The sequence below is a fragment of the Streptomyces sp. MBT53 genome (assembly GCF_016654115.1).
Classification (GTDB): Bacteria; Actinomycetota; Actinomycetes; order Streptomycetales; family Streptomycetaceae; genus Streptomyces.
This window is the reverse complement of record NZ_JAEQAZ010000201.1, coordinates 1-17,454: the sequence shown is the minus strand read 5'-3', so window position 1 is coordinate 17,454 and position 17,454 is coordinate 1. Positions and strand designations below refer to the sequence as shown.

Here is a 17,454-nt window from a genome sequence, read left to right as displayed (position 1 = left end):
GGAACAGCGAAAAGGGTGCCCCCGAGCTGCCGTAGCGGCTCGGGGGCACCCGTCTTTCCAGCGGTCAGAGGGCGACGAACGCCGCCGTCAGCAGCGCGATCCCCGAGCCGGCCAGTACCCACGCGGCGCGGGTCAGGCGCAGGCCGCCGGCGACCACCACCGAGGCCAGCAGGAGGGCGCCGCCCAGGGGGACCCAGGCGTAGAGGATGCCGGCGGGGCCGGATCGCATCACCTCGTCGGTGCCGGGCTTCACGACCACCGCGTACGTCTTGCCCTTCTTCACCGCGACCGTGTGGTCGATGACGACGGTGGCGCGGGCTTTCGATCCGGTCGACACCGGTGTGTACGGACCGGTGCAGGTGTCGTCGCCGCACGCGGTGACCTGGATCGTGCCGCTCTCGCGGCCCTTGGTCAGCATCACGTTGTACGCGGTGGGCCAGGAGCCCCACACCCCGGCGATCAGGATCAGCGCGGCGACCGTGCCCATCCCCGCGAGCCGTCCGAAGTTCATGGCGGGGATCATTGGCCATACCCGCACACGCGGTCAACTCCGGTGACTCACAAGTCGGTCAAGTCAGGAGTTGTACGCGCTCTGCGCCCGCTCCAGGCCCTCGCTCACCAGACACTCCACCGAGTCGGTGGCGCGGTCCACGAGGAAGTCCAGTTCCTTGCGCTCGGTGGACGAGAAGTCCTTCAGTACGAAGTCCGCCACCTGCATACGGCCCGGCGGGCGCCCGATCCCGAACCGCACCCGGTGGTAGTCCGGGCCCATCGCCTTCGTCATCGACTTCAGCCCGTTGTGGCCGTTGTCGCCGCCGCCGAGCTTCAGGCGGAGGGTGCCGTAGTCGATGTCCAGCTCGTCGTGGACCGCGACGATGTTCGCGAGCGGCACCTTGTAGAAGTCACGCAGCGCGTTGACCGGGCCGCCCGACAGGTTCATGTACGACGTCGGCTTCACCAGCACGACCCGGCGGCTCGCCGGACCCGGCGCACCGAGCCGGCCCTCCAGGACCTGCGCCTGCGCCTTGCCGGCCCGCTTGAACTTGCCGCCGATCCGCTCCGCGAGCAGGTCGGCCACCATGAAGCCCACGTTGTGCCGGTTGTTGGCGTACTCGGGGCCGGGATTGCCGAGGCCCACGATCAGCCAGGGGGCGTTCGCGTCGGTCGTCACGTCCATGTCTCCTTGACACGTCTCCTCGATACGCGCCAGCCGCTGCTCCCGGTGGGAACAGCGGCTGACACCGTGGTGAAGGTGAGGATCAGGCCTCGGTGGACTCGGCCTCGCCGTCGGCGGGCGCCTCTTCCGCCTGGGCGGCCAGCACCTGGAGGACGACCGCGTCCTCGTCGATGGCCAGCGTGGTGCCCTTGGGCAGCGGGATGTCCTTGGCGGCGATGGAGGCACCGGCCTCCAGGCCCGCGATGGACACGGTGACCGACTCGGGGATGTGCGTGGCCTCGGCCTCGACGGTGATCGTGCTGAGGACGTGCTCCAGCAGGAAGGAGCCCGGGGCCAGCTCGCCCTCGGTGTGGACGTAGACCTCGACGGTGACCTTCTCGCCGCTCTTCACGGTGAGCAGGTCGACGTGCTCGAGGTAGCCCTTGATGGCGTCGCGCTGGACGGCCTTCGGGATGGCGAGCTGGGTCTTGCCCTCGATGTCCAGGGTCAGCAGGACGTTCGGGGTACGCAGGGCGAGCTGCAGCTCGTGGCCCGGCAGCGTGACGTGCAGCGGGTCCACACCGTGGCCGTAGACCACGGCGGGAACCTTCTTCTCGCGGCGGATACGGCGGGCGGCACCCTTGCCGAACTCGGTGCGGGTCTCGGCGGTGAGCTTGACGTCGGCCATGGTCACTCCTCGTAGAACAGTTGGGGGTGGGGGTCCCCCCGCTCGAGCGAAGTCGAGAGTGGGGGCGGTCACCCGGCCGAACATCGGCCTGCTACGAAGAGCGCGTCGATAACGGACCGCCGTACCTGGATACCGGTACGGCCTCCCTCGCCGAGCAACTTGAGCAGCTTACTCGGCGGGGAGGCCGTATCAGAAATCGATCTACGACGGATCTACGACCGCGGGGGTCAGTGCTCGTCGAACAGGCTCGTCACCGAGCCGTCCTCGAAGACCTCTCGGACCGCGCTCGCGATGGTCGGGGCGATCGACAGGACCGTGATCTTGTCGAGGTCGGCGCCGACCTCGCCCGGCGTGGGGAGCGTGTCGGTGAGGACGAACTCGCTGACGCGGGAGTTCTTCAGGCGGTCGGCCGCGGGGCCGGAGAGCACGCCGTGCGTGGCCGTCACGATGACGTCCTCCGCGCCGTGCGCGAACAGCGCGTCCGCCGCGGCGCAGATCGTGCCGCCGGTGTCGATCATGTCGTCGACCAGGACGCAGACGCGGCCCTTGACCTCGCCGACGACCTCGTGGACGGTCACCTGGTTCGCCACGTCCTTGTCGCGCCGCTTGTGCACGATCGCCAGCGGCGCGCCGAGGCGGTCGCACCAGCGGTCGGCGACGCGCACGCGGCCGGCGTCCGGGGAGACGACGGTCAGCTTGCTGCGGTCGACCTTGGAGCCCACGTAGTCCGCGAGGAGCGGGAGGGCGAAGAGGTGGTCGACCGGGCCGTCGAAGAAGCCCTGGATCTGGTCGGTGTGCAGGTCGACGGTGAGGATGCGGTGGGCGCCCGCCGTCTTCATCAGGTCCGCGATCAGGCGGGCCGAGATCGGCTCACGGCCACGGTGCTTCTTGTCCTGCCGTGCGTAGCCGTAGAACGGCACGATCACCGTGATGGAGCGGGCCGACGCGCGCTTCAACGCGTCGATCATGATCAGCTGCTCCATGACCCACTGGTTGATCGGGGCCGTGTGGCTCTGGATCACGAAACAGTCCGCGCCGCGCACCGACTCCTCGAAGCGGACGTAGATCTCGCCGTTCGCGAAGTCGAAGGCCTTGGTCGGGACGACCCCGACACCCAGCTGCTGGGCGACCTCCTTGGCAAGCTCGGGGTGGGCGCGGCCGGAGAAGAACATCATCTTCTTCTCGCCGGTCGTCTTGATCCCGGTCACAGCACTGTCTCCTCAGAGGTCATTCAACTGGGTGTGCGTTTATCACGGTACGCCGTCCTGAACGCACTCGTTTCCGGTCAGTCTTCGTTCGCGTCCTGGCGGGAAGCGGTTTCCGCGGCCTTCGCCGCCGCGCTTCCCGGACGCTTGCGGGCCACCCAGCCCTCGATATTCCGCTGCTGGCCACGGGCCACGGCCAGCGAACCGGGCGGTACGTCCTTGGTGATCACGGAGCCGGCGGCGGTGTATGCGCCGTCCCCGACCGTGACAGGTGCCACAAACATATTGTCCGACCCTGTACGGCAGTGCGACCCGACGGTGGTGTGATGTTTGGCCTGTCCGTCGTAGTTGACGAACACGCTGGCGGCCCCGATGTTGCTGTACTCGCCGATCGTCGCGTCCCCGACATAGGAGAGGTGCGGGATCTTCGTGCCCTCGCCGATGGTCGCGTTCTTCGTCTCGACGTATGTCCCGATCTTGCCTTTCGCGCCCAGGCGGGTGCCGGGACGGAGGTAGGCGTACGGTCCGACGCTCGCCCCCGGGCCGATGTGCGAGCTGACGGCGACGGTGTTGTCGACGCGGGCGCCCGCGTCGACGACGGTGTCCGTCAGGCGGGTGTTGGGGCCGACCTCGGCGCCCTCGCCGAGGTGGGTGGTGCCGTGCAGCTGGGTGCCGGGGTGGACGATCGCGTCCTGGTCGAAGGTGACCTCGACGTCGATCCAGGTCGTCGCCGGGTCGATGACGGTGACCCCGCCGAGCATGGCCTCGGTCAGCAGCCGGTCGTTGAGGATGCGGCGGGCCTCGGAGAGCTGCACACGGTTGTTGATGCCGGCGATCTCGCGGTGGTCGCCCGCGACGGAGGCGCCGACCCGGTGCCCGGCCTCGCGCAGGATGCCGAGCACGTCCGTGAGGTACTCCTCGCCCTGGCTGTTGTCGGTGCGCACCTTGCCGAGCGCGTCGGCGAGCAGCTGTCCGTCGAAGGCGAAGACCCCGGAGTTGATCTCCCGGATCGCCCGCTGCGAGTCGGAGGCGTCCTTGTGCTCGACGATCGCGGTCACCGCGCCGGAGGCGCCGTCGCGCACGATCCGGCCGTAGCCGGTGGCGTCCGGGACCTCGGCGGTCAGGACGGTCACGGCGTTGCCGTCGGTGGTGTGGTTCGCCGTGAGCTCGCGCAGGGTTGCGCCTCGGAGCAAGGGGGTGTCGCCGCAGACGACGACGACCGTGCCGTCGATGTTTCCGAGTTCCTCCAGCGCCATCCGTACGGCGTGCCCGGTGCCGTTCTGCTCGGCCTGGACCGCGGTGCGCACTCCGGGGTCCGTCTCGCCGAGGTGGGCGGTCACCTTCTCGCGGGCGTGCCCGACGACGACGACCAGGTTCTCCGGCTCCAACTCGCGGGCGGCGGCCAGCACATGACCGACGAGGGTGCGGCCACAGATCTCGTGCAGGACCTTCGGTGTGGCCGACTTCATACGGGTGCCCTCACCCGCTGCGAGTACGACGACGGCTGCCGGGCGAATGGCGCTCACGGGTATGCCCTTCGGCTTCGGAATGCTGGGGGGTGGACATTCGCAGGATACCGGGGCGTTTCATGGGGGACATGAGAGTGGGCCCTGACAGTGCTGTCAGGGCCCGAAGAGGGGTGCTGGGGGAGGGAGTTGCCCAGTTGTCGATCCGTTGTCGCTCAGTTGCGATCGGATTTTGCTCCCCCGCCAGGACTCGAACCCGGACAAATGGCACCAAAAGCCACGGTGCTGCCAATTACACCACGGGGGATCAAACTCGTTCGGACCGGACATTTCGTCTGGTCGCCGAGTGGGCAACAAACACTATGCCGTACGCAATGGCCTCCGTGCGACGGTACTTCTCCGTGGTGATCGGTTTCGTCATTGTTCGATTACGCGCAGTGGTGTAGGCAACTCGTCGAAACTCGACGGAAAAGCGGGGCCCCGCGCCCGTAGGCTGGAGGCATGACCACGACGGGGGAAGAGCACACCACGGGCCGGGGAGGGCCGTGGTGGTGGACCAGGTGGCGTAGTGCGGTACTCGACGTGGGGCTTGCCGCCGGCTCCGCGGCGGAGTGCGGGGCGGAGGGGGTCCGGTTCGCGCACGACGCGGGGGTTCCGGCGGCCGTGGGTGTCGTGTTCGGTGTGCTGGCCGGGTCGACGCTGGTCGTGCGGCGGAAGTGGCCCATCGCTGTGGTGCTGGTGTCCATCGCTATTACTCCGGCCCAGATGGGCTACCTGATGGGCATCGTCGGGCTCTACACGCTTGCCGCGTCGGAGCTGCCTCGCCGGATCATCGGGTCGCTGGCCGGGATGTCCTTCCTCGGCATGCTGATCGTCATGTTCGTGCGGGTGAAGCAGGACACCCAGCGCGGGACCTGGGAACTCGGCGACTGGTTCGTGCCGTTCGCCTCCATTACGACCGCGGTCGGGATGACCGCGCCGCCTGTGTTGCTCGGGATGTATGTGGGCGCGCGGCGGCGTCTGATGGAGAGCCTTCGGGAGCGCGCGGACAGCCTGGAGCGGGAGTTGCAGCTTCTCGCGGAGCGGGCCGAGGAGCGGGCCGAGTGGGCGCGGGGTGAGGAGCGGACCCGGATCGCGCGGGAGATGCACGACGTCGTGGCGCATCGGGTGAGTCTGATGGTGGTGCATGCGGCTGCCTTGCAGGCCGTTGCGCGGAAGGATCCGGAGAAGGCCGTCAAGAACGCGGCGCTCGTGGGAGACATGGGGCGGCAGGCGCTGACCGAGTTGCGGGAGATGCTCGGGGTGCTGCGGAGCGGGGACGGGGTGGGCAGTCGGGAGCGGTCCGCCGTGCCGTTGGTCGCGGTGGGGGTGGCCGCCGCCGCGGCCGCCTCGCGGGTCGTGGACGACGAGGGCGGGGGCGACGGGCCGTGTCTGTCGGACGTGGACGAGTTGCTCGGGCAGTCCGCCGCCGCCGGGATGGCCGTCGATCTGTCCGTCGAGGGGGAGACGCGGTCGTACGCGGCTGAGATCGAGCAGACCGCTTACCGGGTGGTGCAGGAGGCGTTGACCAACGTCCACAAGCACGCGGCCGGTGCCAAGACGCATGTACGGCTCGCGCACCGGGTGTCGGAGATCGCGATGCAGGTCGAGAACGAACCGCCGCCCGAGCCCGCGTCCGCCTCGGCGGCCCGGCTGCCGTCCGGGGGGAACGGTCTGGTCGGGATGCGGGAGCGGGTTCTGGCGTTGGGCGGGGTGTTTGTGTCGGGGCCCACGGACGCCGGTGGGTTTCGGGTTTCAGCGGTTATTCCGGCTGTCTGAGGGTGGGGCCTTCGCCCTGCGTTCGGTGTGGGTCGGTGCCGCGTCGGGGGGTGTCCGTCCTCGGAACGGCGCGGAATCGGTCTCGCAAGATCGTGGCGGTGTTGACGCGCCAACCGCTGCGGGCGGACACCCCCCGACACGTCACCTTCTCGCCGTACGCGGCTGACGGTCCGCTCGGGTGCCGCTCAGCCCGCCGTGAGGCGTACCGGCTCCATGCCTGAGACCAGGGCGGTCAGGGCCTGGTCGATGTCCTGGCCCAGGTACCAGTCGCCGGTGTGGTCGAGGGCGTAGACGCGGCCCTCGGCGTCGATGGCCAGGAGGGACTGGGTGTCGGGTTCCTCGCCGAGGGGGCTGACGTCGGTGTCGAGGGCGCGGCCGAGGTCGCCGAGGGTGCGGGCCATGTGCAGGCCGTGCAGCGGGTCCAGGTGGAGTGCGGCGGGGGCGATCTGGCGGCCGGGGCCGGTGGGGGCGATGCGCAGGCCGCCGAACTCGGCCCACGCCTCCACTGCTGCCGGGAACACGGCGTGCTGGTGGCCTGCGGGCGAGGTGTGGTCGCGCAGGGTGTCCGCCCAGATCTCGGCCTGTTTTATGTCCCAGCGGCCGGGCTGCCAGCCGGCGGCGCGCAGGGCGGCGTCGACGGGTACGGAAAAGCGCGTGGAGGAGTGGCGGTCGGGGTGCATCTGCCCTTCGATCGTCGGCGGCATGGGAGGTGGTGCTGGGTGGTGCGTTGTCCTGAGTGGGGGTTGGGTGTCAGCCGTTCTCCGTCGCGGGGTCCACGACTCGGACGCCGAAGTGGGCGCTGAGGGCTGCGCAGGCCCGGCAGGGGGCGGCGAAGCTGCCGTGCAGGGGGTCGCCGTCCTCGCGGATGCGGCGGGCGGTGAGCTTGGCCTGCTTGAGGGTCTTGCGGGCCTCGCCGTTGGTCATCGGCTTGCGCGCGGCGCGTTTGCTGCGCTCGGCGTCGGCGGCGGCGATGTGGCGGGAGATCAGGATCGCCTCGGCGCAGCGGCCGGTGAAACGGTCGCGCTGGGCGCTGGTGAGGGTGTCGAGGAAGTCCTGTACGAGCGGGTGCAGGGTGGGGGGCTGGTCGCCCCGGGCGGCGGTGCCGGTGAGGGTCGTCGCGCCGCGTACGGAGAGAGCGGCTGCGACGGTCGGAAGTATGCCGTCACGGCGGTGGCTGAGGGTCGGCGTGTGCCGTCCCTCGGTGGCGCTCCAGCCGACCCTGGGGTCGCCGGACGCCCCGGTGTGCGGTCCCGTCTGCGTCGCGTTCATGATCGTCATCCCCTCCCGAGCATCCCCCGGCGGGTCTCAGAGTGCCAAATGCCGTGGCGGGTGCGGTAGCTGGGGCGGTGCGACACGCCAGGGCTTCGGCGGGCTGTCACGGCGGGGTGACGGCAGGTCACGGAAGTGAAGGTCCGGTGAGGGGGGTCGGTGACCGCTGCCGGTGACCCGTGCCGCCGTACCGCATAGGCTGTCCGCACCGCGATCCACGCGGTCGACGCGTGGAGACAGTCGAACGAAGACGTCAAGAAGACGAGACAGTCGATACGGGGCACAGTGGGGCGAGTCGGACATGCGCCTGCTGTGAATCGTACTGAATGCCGCAGGGGGCAACCGCCATGACGACAGGTCGGCTCGGGCAACAAGCCGCGCCACCGAACGCGGCCTACGCCGGGCAGGTCGTGCACTTCCCGGATCCGGTCCGGGCGGCCCGTCACCCGAGAGGGGTGCGGATGGACGAGCGCGGCTACCCCGACTTCTCGCCGTACGCGCGCGCCGCGGCCGAGATCGCCGAGCCCCCGGAGGGTTTCGGCGTCGACGAACTGCGGCTGACCGACTATGTGTCGGCGAATGCCGCTTTGGCCGCGGCCGGGCACCAGTTGTGGGACACGGTGCCCGCGGTGGCCACCCCGCACGGCTGGACCTGGCACCACGTGGTCGGCACCCGGCGCCTCGAACTCGTCCCCGTCGAGGTCAAGGCGCTGCTGCGGCACCACGGCGGGATCGCCACGGCGGCCGTCGACCACAACAAGCGCGGCACCCGCCCGCTGCAGGAGACCCGTCCCGCGCACTTCGGCCTGCCGAAGTCCTCGCTCGCGGTCACCGAGGCGCAGGTGCAGGGCGTCGAGGAGGACCTCGGCTACCGACTCCCGGGCGCCTACCGGTCGTTCCTCAAGGCGGCCGGCGGGAGCGCGCCCATCGGCACCGCTCTGGACGCCGAGTTGGGGTTGTTGATCGACCAGCCGTTCTTCACGGTGCGCGACGAGGCGGCCGTCAACGACCTCGTCTACGTCAACAAATGCCTGCGCGACCACCTCACCAAGGACTACCTCGCCGTCGGCTTCGTCCAGGGCGGCCTGCTCGCGGTGAAGGTGAAGGGTGCTGCGATCGGTTCGGTGTGGTTCTGTGCTTACGACGACGCCCGCGACGTCGATCCGTCCTGGGCACCGCCCGCCCGGGTCGAGCGGCTACTGCTGTCCGCCGGGGGCGACTTCGACCAGTTCCTTGGCCGACTCGCGGGAAATCCACCGGAGTTGGACACGGTGGCGAACCTGATGGTGGACGGCGGGTTCGCACGATCGGTACCGGTGCCTTCGGCCGCCGCGGTGGGGGAGTGAACTGAACGATGGTGACCTTCGCACAGGCGCAGGAGCGCGCCGAGGAATGGATCAACGGGGACGTGCCCTCGTACCAGCACCGCGAGGTGCGGGTGCGGGAGTTCGAACTCGGCTTCGTGGCCTGGGCCGAGGACCGCGCCGACGGCCCGCGTTCGGACGGCGGCGGGCAGCGGCTCGTCCTCGCCCGCGACAGCGGCGAGGCCACCCTGTGGCCCGCCCTGCCTGTGGGCGAGGTCATCCGCCGCTACGAGGAGGAGTACGGCCGCCCGGACGAGGTCGCCGACGCGGTGCCCGCCGCTCCCGCGCGGGTGGACCTCAACCAGACGTCGTTCCTGCTGAGTCCGCCGGAGTGGTTGCAGGAGGCGGCGGACAAGATCGGGATCCAGGATCGCCGGGGGGCAGGGGCAAGTTCCGGTGCGGGGGCTGGTGTTGGGGGCTCGGCTTCGCCCTCGCCCTCGGCGCCGTCTGCGGGTTCGCCTTCGGGGCCGTTGGCGGGCTCGCGTTCGGGTTCGCTGCCGGAGACTCAGGCCGGGGTGCCGGCCGCTTCGGCCTGGCCGGATGCCGGTGGCGGCGCCGAGGCGCCGGGTGCGCACGGCGTGCCGGCCGGGGCCACGCCGTGGGCGGGGACCGACACCAACGCGGATCCGGGCGAGGACCGTTCGGTACCGCTGCCCGCGACCGTGTTCGCACCGCCGCTGAGCGAGCAGCGCGAGGACGAGACCCCGGCCGACGCCGAGACCGCGCTGATGTCCGGCGGCAGCCAACTCCCGCCCACAGCAGTCGCACAGGCACTGGATGACGCCAACCCCCGTGGGGGAGCGGGGAGTTCGCGGCCGGGACAGGGTGGTGGACCCGGCGGGTCCGGCGGCCCTGGTGGCGCTGGTGGTACGCCGCCTCCGTCGTACGGGTATCCCCAGGGTTCCGGAGCGGCTCAGGGTCCGGGTGGGCCCGGTCCGCAGGGGGCGCCCGCTGCGTCGTCGTACGGGTATCCCCAGGGGCCCGGTGGTCCCGGTGGCCCGGGTGGTCCTGGTACGCCGCCTCCCGGTGGTCCGCAGGGTGGACCCGGGGTGGGGCCGTCGGCCTACGGGTATCCCCAGGGGCCGGACGGTGCCGGCAACGTGCCGCACGCTCCGGGGAGTCCCGGTGCGCCGGGGCGGGCGCTCGCGCCCAACGCCGGGGACATCGCCGACGCGGCCACCAGCAAGGCGGCGCCTCCGCCGCGCCGGGCGCGCAGCGGTGGGTCGAACCCGCCGCCTCCGCCGGGTGCCCCGGGGACGCCGGGCGCGCGACCGGGCGGTACGCCTGCCGGGCCGCCGCCGCCACCTCCGCCGCCGGCGGGTGGGTATGTACCGACGCAGATGGTTTCGGGGCTCGGCCCGGAGGGGCTGGCCGGTCCGGGTGGTCCCGGTGGGTCGGACACTCCCGGGGGTCCGCCTCCGGGTGGAGTTCACCATGCCGCCACGATGTTCGCCGACCCCGGGCCGGGCGGTCTCGCGGGGCCGGGTGGCCAGCAGCCGCCCGGTGCCCCCGGCGTTCCCGGTGCTCCGGGCGCGCCCAAGCCGCCCGGCGCTCCTGGTGTGCCCGGCGCCGCGCAGCAGCCGCAGGCCCCCGGCACGCCTCCGCCGCCGTACAACCCTGGTGCCCCCGGCGCCTCCGGCCCGCAGGGTGGTGCTCCCGGTGCCGTGCATCGTGCGGAGACCATGTTGGCCGGGCCGCCGGCGGGTGGGCCCGGTGCTCCTCCGGCGCCTCAATTCCCGGGCGCGCCCGGTGCGTTGGGTGCTCCGGGGATGCCTCCGGGCGCCCCGCCGCAGCCGATGCCGCCGGGTGCGATGCCGCCTCCGGGACAGCAGGCACCCGGCCACGGTCACCCCGCGCCTCCCGGGCCCGGTCAGCCGTTCCCCGGTCAGCAGCAGCCTGCCTACGGCTATCCGCAGCAGGGGCAGCCGACCGTGGGACCGGGCTATCAGGCCGTGTTGCGCTACCGCGCGCCGGACGGCTCCGAGCAGCAGCTCATCCGGCGGTCCGCGCCGGGGACGCCGCACCCGGAGTGGCAGATCTTCCACGAACTGCGCGGCCTGAACATCCCGCCGGACCAAGTCCTGGAACTCCACACGGAGTTGGAGTCCTGCGAACTGCCGGGCGCGTACTGCGCACGGATGATCCGCGAACAGTGGCCGCAGGCCCGCATCGCCAGCATCGCGCCGTACGGCACGGATCACGCGAGCCGGCAGCAGGGGATGCGTGAACTCATCGCGCACCAGGGCGAGTTGCACCAGGTGGCGGACGGGCCGGCCCGACTCGCCCCGGTGCGGGCGCCGTTGCCGCCGGTGCAGCCGACGCCGCCGGTCCCGCCGGAGGCGATCGCGCAGGAGCTGGCGGGCGCGTTCGGGCCGGGGGTGTTCCGGTTCGAGCAGGCTGCGGTGTCCCGGCAGGGCGTGCCGCCGGTCGTGGCGCACACGCTGGTCGCGGCGGGGCTGCCGATGGACATGGGCCCGTTCTTCTGGGCGCAGGCCCAACCGGGCCGCCCGGTACCGACGTTGGCGGAACTCGCGCAGGAGCGCGGGGTGCGGCCGTCCGCCGACGCGGGTTCCTATCTCGTCATGGGCAGCGACTTCGGCAAGGCGATCTGCGTCCAGTACGGCACGGCGAACATCGTCGCGGTGCCCGTGGAGGCGGGGCCGGGCGGTGCCTCCGTACCGCCGCAGTTCGTGAACACGGGGCTGCCCGAGTTCGCGCGCTGTCTGGCGCTGCTCGGCCGGATGTGGCGACTGCGGTACGGGCTCAACCAGGAGCAGGCGGGCCGCTGGACCGTCGACTTCCAGGCCCAGCTGGCCTCGCTGGACCCGGCGGCGCTCGGTTCGCCGGAGAGCTGGTGGTCGGTGCTGCTGGAGCAGATGTGGGACGGGCTGCTGTGACGCCGGTGCGCTGAACAGGCCGTAGAGAAGGGCCGGGCCCGGTCGGACGACCGGGCCCGGCCCTTTTTGCGTGCGCGATACCCGTGACCCGCACCCGGAGTGTCGCGTTATGAACCCTTATGTCCTATCCATCAAGATATGCGCGAAATCATCATTTCGTGTCCGTCGGGTGGAGAGGGGTTCCAGGATGAGCAGCGCATCGGTGTCGCCACGTGGCTTCGTGGCAGTACGGGGGCGCGGTTACCGACCCGCCCAGGTGGACGCGTACGCGGCAGGGCTGTCGCGGCACCGGGACGCCGCGTGGGAACGGGCCGCGCGGCTGACCGTACTGGCCAGGGACATGGAGGCGGAGGCCGAGCGGCTGCGGGAGACGGTGGCGCGGCTCGCCCCGCAGACGTACGAGACGCTGGGCGAGCGGGCGCAGCGGCTGTTCCGGCTGGGGGAGGAAGAGGCCGCCGCCGTACGGGAGTTCGCGCGGAGTTCGGCGCGCGAAGAGGTCGCGCGGGTCGAGGCGCGCGCCGCCGGTGTGCTTCAGGAGGCGCGGGAACACGCGGACGCGCTCCGCGCGGAGGTGGAGGAACGTGCCCGGCAGCGGCTCCTCTTGGCCCGCGCCGAGGCCGACGACCTCCGCATCGGAGCCCGGCGCGAGGTGAAGGAGGGGCGCACAGAGGCGCTCGCCGCGCTCCGCGAGGTACGGCAGCGCACCGCCGCGATGCTCGGCGAGCAGGCCAAGGAGCACGCCGAGCGCTGGGCCGAGGCGGAACGCTTCGCGGAGGAGCGGGCGGCTGCGGTGGACGCGCGGTGCGCCGAGCGGGTGGCTTGTGCGGAGGCCGCCCTCGCCGAGGCTCAACAGGCCTTTGCCGACGCCGAGTTGTCGGATCGGCGGCGGCAGGAGGAGGCGGCTGAGCGGGCGGCCGAGGTGGTGGCGGAGGCGCGGGTGCGGGCGGAGCGGATCGCCCGCGACACGGAGCGGGTGCTGCGTGAGCACGGGGAGACGTGGGACGACGTGCAGGCGCATATGGATCATGTGCGGAGCAGTTTGACCGCGCTTACGGGGCGGGCGCCGGCTGAGTGATGTGGCTGCGGGCCGGTGGGGGCTGGTCGCGCCCACGCGGCGGAGCCGCACATTGATACAGCCCCGCGCCCCTTGGGCAAGGACAGTCGTCCGGCGTTCCAAGTCACCCGTGGTCGGCGCAGCAAGGTGTCGGGTTGGGGACCTCGAACGGGGCCAGGGTGCCTCCCACCGCCGGGACCAGGGCCAGGACCAACTCGCCCTCGCGCCACTCGGGTCGTACGTGGTCCTGGGTGTGTACGGGGGTTGTGGGGGTCGGGAGTTCGCCGGAGGTGGCGCCGACCACGATCACCCGGTCGATGGCCGTCCGTTCCAGCAGGTCGGACAGGGGGACCGTCCCGGTGAGGTGTTCCATGCCGGGGAACAGGACTGCTCGGCCCGAGCGGCGGGCCGTGTGGTCGGTGGCCGCCTGGGTGGCGGCTTCCCGGTCGCCCTGGGGTGGCTCGGACTCCGTGAGGTGTCGCCATGCGGTTGCGGCCGATTCGTGGTCCGGGAACTCCAGCGATACGGCCGTCCCCCGGCGCGCGTCCGTGCGGATCAGGTGGGTGCAGGCGACCGTTCCCGGGGGGAGCGCGAGGGTGGACGCGAGGTCGCGGACGAGGTGGTCGGCCTCGCGGAGGGTCGTCGTGCCGGCGTCCACCCCGAGGACGGGGTGGACGCCGGACGGGTCGTAGGACGTGCTCATGCGGGCAGGACCCACATCGGGTTGGAGTAGAACCAGAGGTCCTTCCACGGGTCGGCGTCACCGAGGACGTCCATCGCGGGGCCTACGGGGTCTACGGCCGCTCCGTTGACGCCGACGGCGGAGCGGTTGCCGTCGGTGCCGCGGAGGCGGACGTAGACCGGCTTGTCGAGGCGGCCGAGGGAGTACGTGAGGCGGACGGTGCCGGTGGACTTGTCCACCTCGAAGGACTTGACGACCTTCGTGGTGGGGGTGGAGAAGGTGTCCTTGTCCGCGACCGGTCCGGTCACATCGCCCTGGATGACGTCGACGCGGGCCAACGAGGGCTGGAACTGGGCCCAGTTGGGGCCGTTGGACAGGCTGATGCGGATGACCAGGTCGACCTGGGCGCCGCGGCGGACGTGCAGCGCGCTGCCGAGGGTGACCTCATGGCCACCGGAGACCAGGCGGGCGTCGAGGCCGCTGATCAGGCCGCCGTGGTCGACCCAGACGCGGCCCGCGCGGATGCCGTCCATGACCGCCTTGTACGAGAAGGAGGCCGCGCCGACGTGCGTGCGGGAGTACTGGCCGGGCCAGAAGTCGGTGTCGGTGAGGCTGATACCGGTGCCGTAGACCGGGTCGTTGTAGCGGCCGTTGGCGTTGAAGTCGCCGCCCGGGCCGCGTACGGCGGTGTCCGCGTACACGTTGTGGGAGTCGGAGTTGGCGGTGATCCACCAGGGCTTGCCCTCGGCGAGGAGGCTGTCCCACAGGCCGCCGACCGTGGCCGTCATCCAGTCGAAGCCGCCCCAGGTGCGGTAGCTCTCCAGCGGGTAACCGGCGAACGAGTCGGCGCTGGGACTGTTGTCGTAGATGCCGCGTCCGCTGCCCGGGCCGTTCGGCTTCGGGATGCCGCCCGCCTGGTGACCGGGGGCGCCCTCCATGCCGACGGCGATCGTGGGCTGCGCGTCGCGCCAGCCGCGGATCTCGTGCGGGGAGTCGATGCCCTTGCGCGCCGGGTGGTTGGCGAGGAACAGCGCGTCCTTGACCTTGCGGCGGCGGACCTGGTCGGCGAGGAAGTTGACGCCCGCGATGGCGAGGGCCTCGTTGGCGGGGGAGTTGCCGCTCGCGTTGTTGACGCTGCCGTCGAAGGAGTTCTCGAACTCCTTGAGTACGGCTACCTCGTTGGAGCCGGGGTGCACGAACACCGTGCCGTGCTCGGCGCCCGGGATGTTCCACTCCAGGCCCTGGAAGACGAGGGTGTCGTCGGTCTTGTCACGGGCGTCGACGATGTCCGGATTGACCTTCTCCACACCGATCTTGGCGTGCGCGACACTGCCGTGGTCGGTGATGACCATCCAGTCCAGGCCGTGCGCGTTCGCCTGGCGTACGTGGTCGATGACGCGGTACTTGGCGTCGCTGCTGTACTGCGTGTGGATGTGGTGGTCGCCGGCCAGCCACAGGTAACCGCCGTTGCCCTTCGACGACTTGGCCGGGCTCTGCTGCACCGACGCGGCTGCCTCCCCCGCGCCGGCGAGCACGCTGCCCGCCGCGAGTCCCGCGCCCAGCAGGCCGGTTCGGCGCAGCATGCCTCTTCGCGAGAGCTGACTGGGCGTCAACTCGGCGTCCGGGATGGACGTGTCGAGGGCGGGCGGCAGAGAGGTGGCGTCTCCGTCCGTGTGGTGGTGATGGTGGTGGTGACCGTGGTCGCCGTGACTGTGGCCGTGGCTCATGTTCAACTCCCGCTGAAATGCAGGGACCTTCACGCTCGGACGTGCAGAGTCTGAAAAGGAGCGGTGAACAGCGGGAGTCGGGGTGGTGGTGCGGCAAAGAACGAGTCATGCACGGCTATAACGGCAGTCATGCAGGGCTTTTCCGTCGGTCATGATCCGTCCCGTGTGCCGGTCGTCCTCCGCCCTCGCGTACTGGTCATCCTTCGCCCCTCCGTACCGCGCCCGCCAGGATCCAGCCCTCCATCGCCTCGTACCGCCTGCGCTGTTCCTCCTTCTTCTTCCGACCCGAGGCGAGCGTGCCGAGCCAGCCGCAGAGGAAGCCGAGCGGGATGGTGACGAGCCCGGTGGTGGTGAACGGGAACCAGTTGAAGTCGGCGCCCGGGAACGCGGCGGCCGGCGAGCCGGAGACCAGATTGGTGCCCGGCATCAGCAGCAGCACGCCGAGGGTGCCACCAATGAGCGTGCTGAGCAGGCCTGTTCGCGTGTAGCGGCGCCAGAAGAGGCTGTAGACGAGAGCGGGCGCTATGGCCGAGGCGCCCAGGCAGAAGGACAGGGTCACCAGGGGTTGCAGGCCCCGGTGCTGGACCAGCGTGGCCAGCACGATCGCCGGAACGCCCACCGCCAGCGCGGAGTAGCGGGCCAGCGTCATCTCGCGGCGGACCGGCATCTCCTCGACACGGGCCGCGAAGACGTCGTGGGCAAGGGAGTTGGCGCAGGCCAGGATCATCCCGGCGACCGAGGCGAGCAGGGTCAGGAACACGGCCGTGGTGACGGTGGTGAACAGCAGCGTCTCCGCCGTCGACACGTCCGCCCCGAACACCGCCCGTGAGCCCAGCAGATACGCCGTGTTGCCCTGCGCGTCGGCCCGCGCGATCGCCGCCCGCCCGAGCAGCGCCGTGGCCCCGAACCCGACGACCGTCACGATCACCACGAACAGCGCCACGCTCGACACCGCCCACGACATCGACCGCCGCACCTGCCGGGCGCTCGACGCGGTGTACATGCGCATCGTGATGTGCGGGAGGCAGGCGCCGCCCAGGACGACGGTCAGCTGCGAACTGATCATGTCCAGCCGGGGACTTGGGCCTCCGGCGAACTCAAGTCCCGAGTGCAGGAAGGCCGTTCCGACCCCGCTCCGGCGCGCTGCCGTGTCGAAGAAGGCGCCCAGGTCCCAGTGGAAGCGGTTCAGTATCAGTACGGCGATCACGGCTCCGGAACCGAGCAGCATCACGATCTTCAGGATCTGGATGAGGGCGGTGCCCTTCATGCCGCCGATCGCCGCGTAGCTGATCATCAGGACGCCCAGACCGATGATGCAGCCGGTCTGGAGCGAGTCGCCGGAGAAGCCGAGAATGAACGCCAACAGCTGGCCCGCGCCCGCGAGTTGGACCAGCATCAGCGGCAGCAGCGCGATGATGGTCACCGCGCACGCGACCATCCGCACGGACCGTCCCGGCATCCGCCGCGCGAACGCGTCGCCCATCGTGAACCGGCCCGCGTTGCGCAGCGGTTCGGCCAGCAGGAACATGAGCAGCATCAGCGACAGCGCCGTGCTCAGCGCGAGCACCACGCCGTCGTAGCCGTACAGGGCGATCACCCCGCCCGTGCCCAGCACACTCGCCGCGGAGATGTAATCACCCGCTATGGCAAGGCCGTTGCGCAACGGCGAGAGGGAGCCGTACCCCGTGTAGAACTCGTCGAGGTCGTCGCGGTCGGGTCCCGTCATCACGCACAGCAGGAGCGTGAGGGTGGCGACGGTGGTGAAGGCGACGAGCGACATGGTCTGCGGCGCGGGGTCGTGGAAGCCGGTCATCGTGCCGCCTCCCGTCTGGCGTCCAGTTCGGCCTGCTTGCGGATGCGGTCCGCGAGGGGGTCGACGCGTCGCGCGGCCGTGTGCTCGTAGAGCGCTATCGCCAGCCAGGTGACGGGCAGTTGGACCAGCGCGAGGAGCAGCCCGGTGGGCACGCCCGCGACGACCGTGCTCGACATCAGCGGGGGCGCGAACGCGGACAGGGTCAGGAACAGGCAGAAGTAACCGAGCGCGGTGAGACTCGCCACGCGCCGCTGCCGCCGGTACGCACCGCGCAGGACGCGCAGATCGCGGTGGTTGCCGAGGGAGGGACGACGT

15 protein-coding genes and 1 tRNA gene are annotated in these 17,454 nt (G+C 71.1%); 4 read left to right on the top strand and 12 right to left on the bottom strand.

Annotation, left to right across the window (positions count from 1 at the left end; genetic code table 11):
* Nucleotides 1-64: 64 nt before the first annotated feature.
* The 6 genes from JHN45_RS42830 to JHN45_RS42805 form a co-directional block, all read right to left on the bottom strand.
* Nucleotides 65-511, bottom strand: coding sequence for a hypothetical protein (locus tag JHN45_RS42830; protein ID WP_307783346.1), 447 nt, complete (start codon nucleotides 509-511; stop codon nucleotides 65-67).
* A gap of 63 nt (nucleotides 512-574) precedes the next feature.
* Nucleotides 575-1,177 (bottom strand): aminoacyl-tRNA hydrolase, encoded by a 603-nt coding sequence (pth, locus tag JHN45_RS42825; RefSeq protein ID WP_200714917.1) that lies wholly within the window; start codon nucleotides 1,175-1,177, stop codon nucleotides 575-577.
* A gap of 82 nt (nucleotides 1,178-1,259) precedes the next feature.
* On the bottom strand, nucleotides 1,260-1,844 hold the full coding sequence (locus JHN45_RS42820; RefSeq protein WP_200714916.1) for a 50S ribosomal protein L25/general stress protein Ctc: 585 nt from the start codon (nucleotides 1,842-1,844) through the stop codon (nucleotides 1,260-1,262).
* A gap of 227 nt (nucleotides 1,845-2,071) precedes the next feature.
* Nucleotides 2,072-3,052, bottom strand: a complete 981-nt coding sequence (locus JHN45_RS42815; RefSeq protein WP_019064636.1) for a ribose-phosphate diphosphokinase — start codon at nucleotides 3,050-3,052, stop codon at nucleotides 2,072-2,074.
* Between the two features lie 77 nt (nucleotides 3,053-3,129).
* Entirely contained in the window at nucleotides 3,130-4,575 is a 1,446-nt protein-coding gene (gene glmU / locus JHN45_RS42810; RefSeq protein WP_200714915.1) for a bifunctional UDP-N-acetylglucosamine diphosphorylase/glucosamine-1-phosphate N-acetyltransferase GlmU, read from the bottom strand.
* Between the two features lie 175 nt (nucleotides 4,576-4,750).
* Nucleotides 4,751-4,822 (bottom strand) — tRNA-Gln (locus JHN45_RS42805).
* A gap of 194 nt (nucleotides 4,823-5,016) precedes the next feature.
* On the opposite strand from JHN45_RS42805, the gene JHN45_RS42800 reads away from it, so the two are divergent.
* A complete protein-coding gene (locus JHN45_RS42800) occupies nucleotides 5,017-6,333 on the top strand; it encodes a sensor histidine kinase (RefSeq protein WP_201054774.1) in 1,317 nt (438 codons plus the stop codon).
* A 185-nt stretch (nucleotides 6,334-6,518) separates the two neighbouring features.
* Here the strand turns inward: JHN45_RS42800 and JHN45_RS42795 are convergent, their stop codons facing one another.
* Nucleotides 6,519-7,013 carry an SUKH-3 domain-containing protein gene (locus JHN45_RS42795; protein ID WP_201054780.1) on the bottom strand — a complete coding sequence of 165 codons (495 nt, stop codon included), beginning with the start codon at nucleotides 7,011-7,013 and terminating at the stop codon, nucleotides 6,519-6,521.
* 70 nt (nucleotides 7,014-7,083) lie between these two features.
* The gene (locus JHN45_RS42790) at nucleotides 7,084-7,611 is read right to left on the bottom strand and encodes a YwqJ-related putative deaminase (RefSeq protein WP_200717758.1); all 528 of its coding nucleotides are present in this window, start codon (nucleotides 7,609-7,611) and stop codon (nucleotides 7,084-7,086) included.
* A 338-nt stretch (nucleotides 7,612-7,949) separates the two neighbouring features.
* On the opposite strand from JHN45_RS42790, the gene JHN45_RS42785 reads away from it, so the two are divergent.
* The 3 genes from JHN45_RS42785 to JHN45_RS42775 all read left to right on the top strand — a co-directional run bounded on the left by JHN45_RS42785 (nucleotide 7,950) and on the right by JHN45_RS42775 (nucleotide 12,938).
* Nucleotides 7,950-8,948, top strand: coding sequence for an SMI1/KNR4 family protein (locus JHN45_RS42785; protein ID WP_201054773.1), 999 nt, complete (start codon nucleotides 7,950-7,952; stop codon nucleotides 8,946-8,948).
* 8 nt (nucleotides 8,949-8,956) lie between these two features.
* Entirely contained in the window at nucleotides 8,957-11,863 is a 2,907-nt protein-coding gene (locus tag JHN45_RS42780; protein WP_201054772.1) for an SUKH-4 family immunity protein, read from the top strand.
* Nucleotides 11,864-12,050: 187 nt separating this feature from the next.
* Nucleotides 12,051-12,938 (top strand): cellulose-binding protein, encoded by an 888-nt coding sequence (locus tag JHN45_RS42775; protein WP_201054771.1) that lies wholly within the window; start codon nucleotides 12,051-12,053, stop codon nucleotides 12,936-12,938.
* Between the two features lie 103 nt (nucleotides 12,939-13,041).
* Here the strand turns inward: JHN45_RS42775 and JHN45_RS42770 are convergent, their stop codons facing one another.
* The 4 genes from JHN45_RS42770 to JHN45_RS42755 all read right to left on the bottom strand — a co-directional run.
* Complete coding sequence (locus JHN45_RS42770) at nucleotides 13,042-13,620, bottom strand: hypothetical protein (RefSeq protein WP_201054770.1); 579 nt, start codon at nucleotides 13,618-13,620, stop codon at nucleotides 13,042-13,044.
* On the bottom strand, nucleotides 13,617-15,326 hold the full coding sequence (locus JHN45_RS42765; RefSeq protein ID WP_201054769.1) for a PHP domain-containing protein: 1,710 nt from the start codon (nucleotides 15,324-15,326) through the stop codon (nucleotides 13,617-13,619). Before JHN45_RS42765 ends, JHN45_RS42770 begins: the two co-directional genes overlap by 4 nt.
* Nucleotides 15,327-15,522: 196 nt before the next feature.
* Nucleotides 15,523-17,139, bottom strand: coding sequence for a cation acetate symporter (locus tag JHN45_RS42760; protein ID WP_201054768.1), 1,617 nt, complete (start codon nucleotides 17,137-17,139; stop codon nucleotides 15,523-15,525).
* On the bottom strand, nucleotides 17,136-17,454 hold a 319-nt coding region (locus JHN45_RS42755), incomplete at its 5' end, for a DUF485 domain-containing protein (protein WP_201054767.1). The genes JHN45_RS42760 and JHN45_RS42755, both read right to left, overlap by 4 nt.

Bases quoted from the DNA above. Each gene is read 5' to 3' on its own strand.
- pth (WP_200714917.1), bottom strand. From the start codon at position 1,177: ATGGACGTGACGACCGACGCGAACGCCCCCTGGCTGATCGTGGGCCTC.
- JHN45_RS42765 (WP_201054769.1), bottom strand. From the start codon at position 15,326: ATGAGCCACGGCCACAGTCACGGCGACCACGGTCACCACCACCATCAC.
- JHN45_RS42770 (WP_201054770.1), bottom strand. From the start codon at position 13,620: ATGAGCACGTCCTACGACCCGTCCGGCGTCCACCCCGTCCTCGGGGTG.
- JHN45_RS42790 (WP_200717758.1), bottom strand. From the start codon at position 7,611: ATGACGATCATGAACGCGACGCAGACGGGACCGCACACCGGGGCGTCC.
- JHN45_RS42785 (WP_201054773.1), top strand. From the start codon at position 7,950: ATGACGACAGGTCGGCTCGGGCAACAAGCCGCGCCACCGAACGCGGCC.
- JHN45_RS42820 (WP_200714916.1), bottom strand. From the start codon at position 1,844: ATGGCCGACGTCAAGCTCACCGCCGAGACCCGCACCGAGTTCGGCAAG.
- JHN45_RS42795 (WP_201054780.1), bottom strand. From the start codon at position 7,013: ATGCACCCCGACCGCCACTCCTCCACGCGCTTTTCCGTACCCGTCGAC.
- JHN45_RS42830 (WP_307783346.1), bottom strand. From the start codon at position 511: ATGAACTTCGGACGGCTCGCGGGGATGGGCACGGTCGCCGCGCTGATC.
- JHN45_RS42780 (WP_201054772.1), top strand. From the start codon at position 8,957: ATGGTGACCTTCGCACAGGCGCAGGAGCGCGCCGAGGAATGGATCAAC.
- JHN45_RS42760 (WP_201054768.1), bottom strand. From the start codon at position 17,139: ATGACCGGCTTCCACGACCCCGCGCCGCAGACCATGTCGCTCGTCGCC.
- JHN45_RS42800 (WP_201054774.1), top strand. From the start codon at position 5,017: ATGACCACGACGGGGGAAGAGCACACCACGGGCCGGGGAGGGCCGTGG.
- JHN45_RS42775 (WP_201054771.1), top strand. From the start codon at position 12,051: ATGAGCAGCGCATCGGTGTCGCCACGTGGCTTCGTGGCAGTACGGGGG.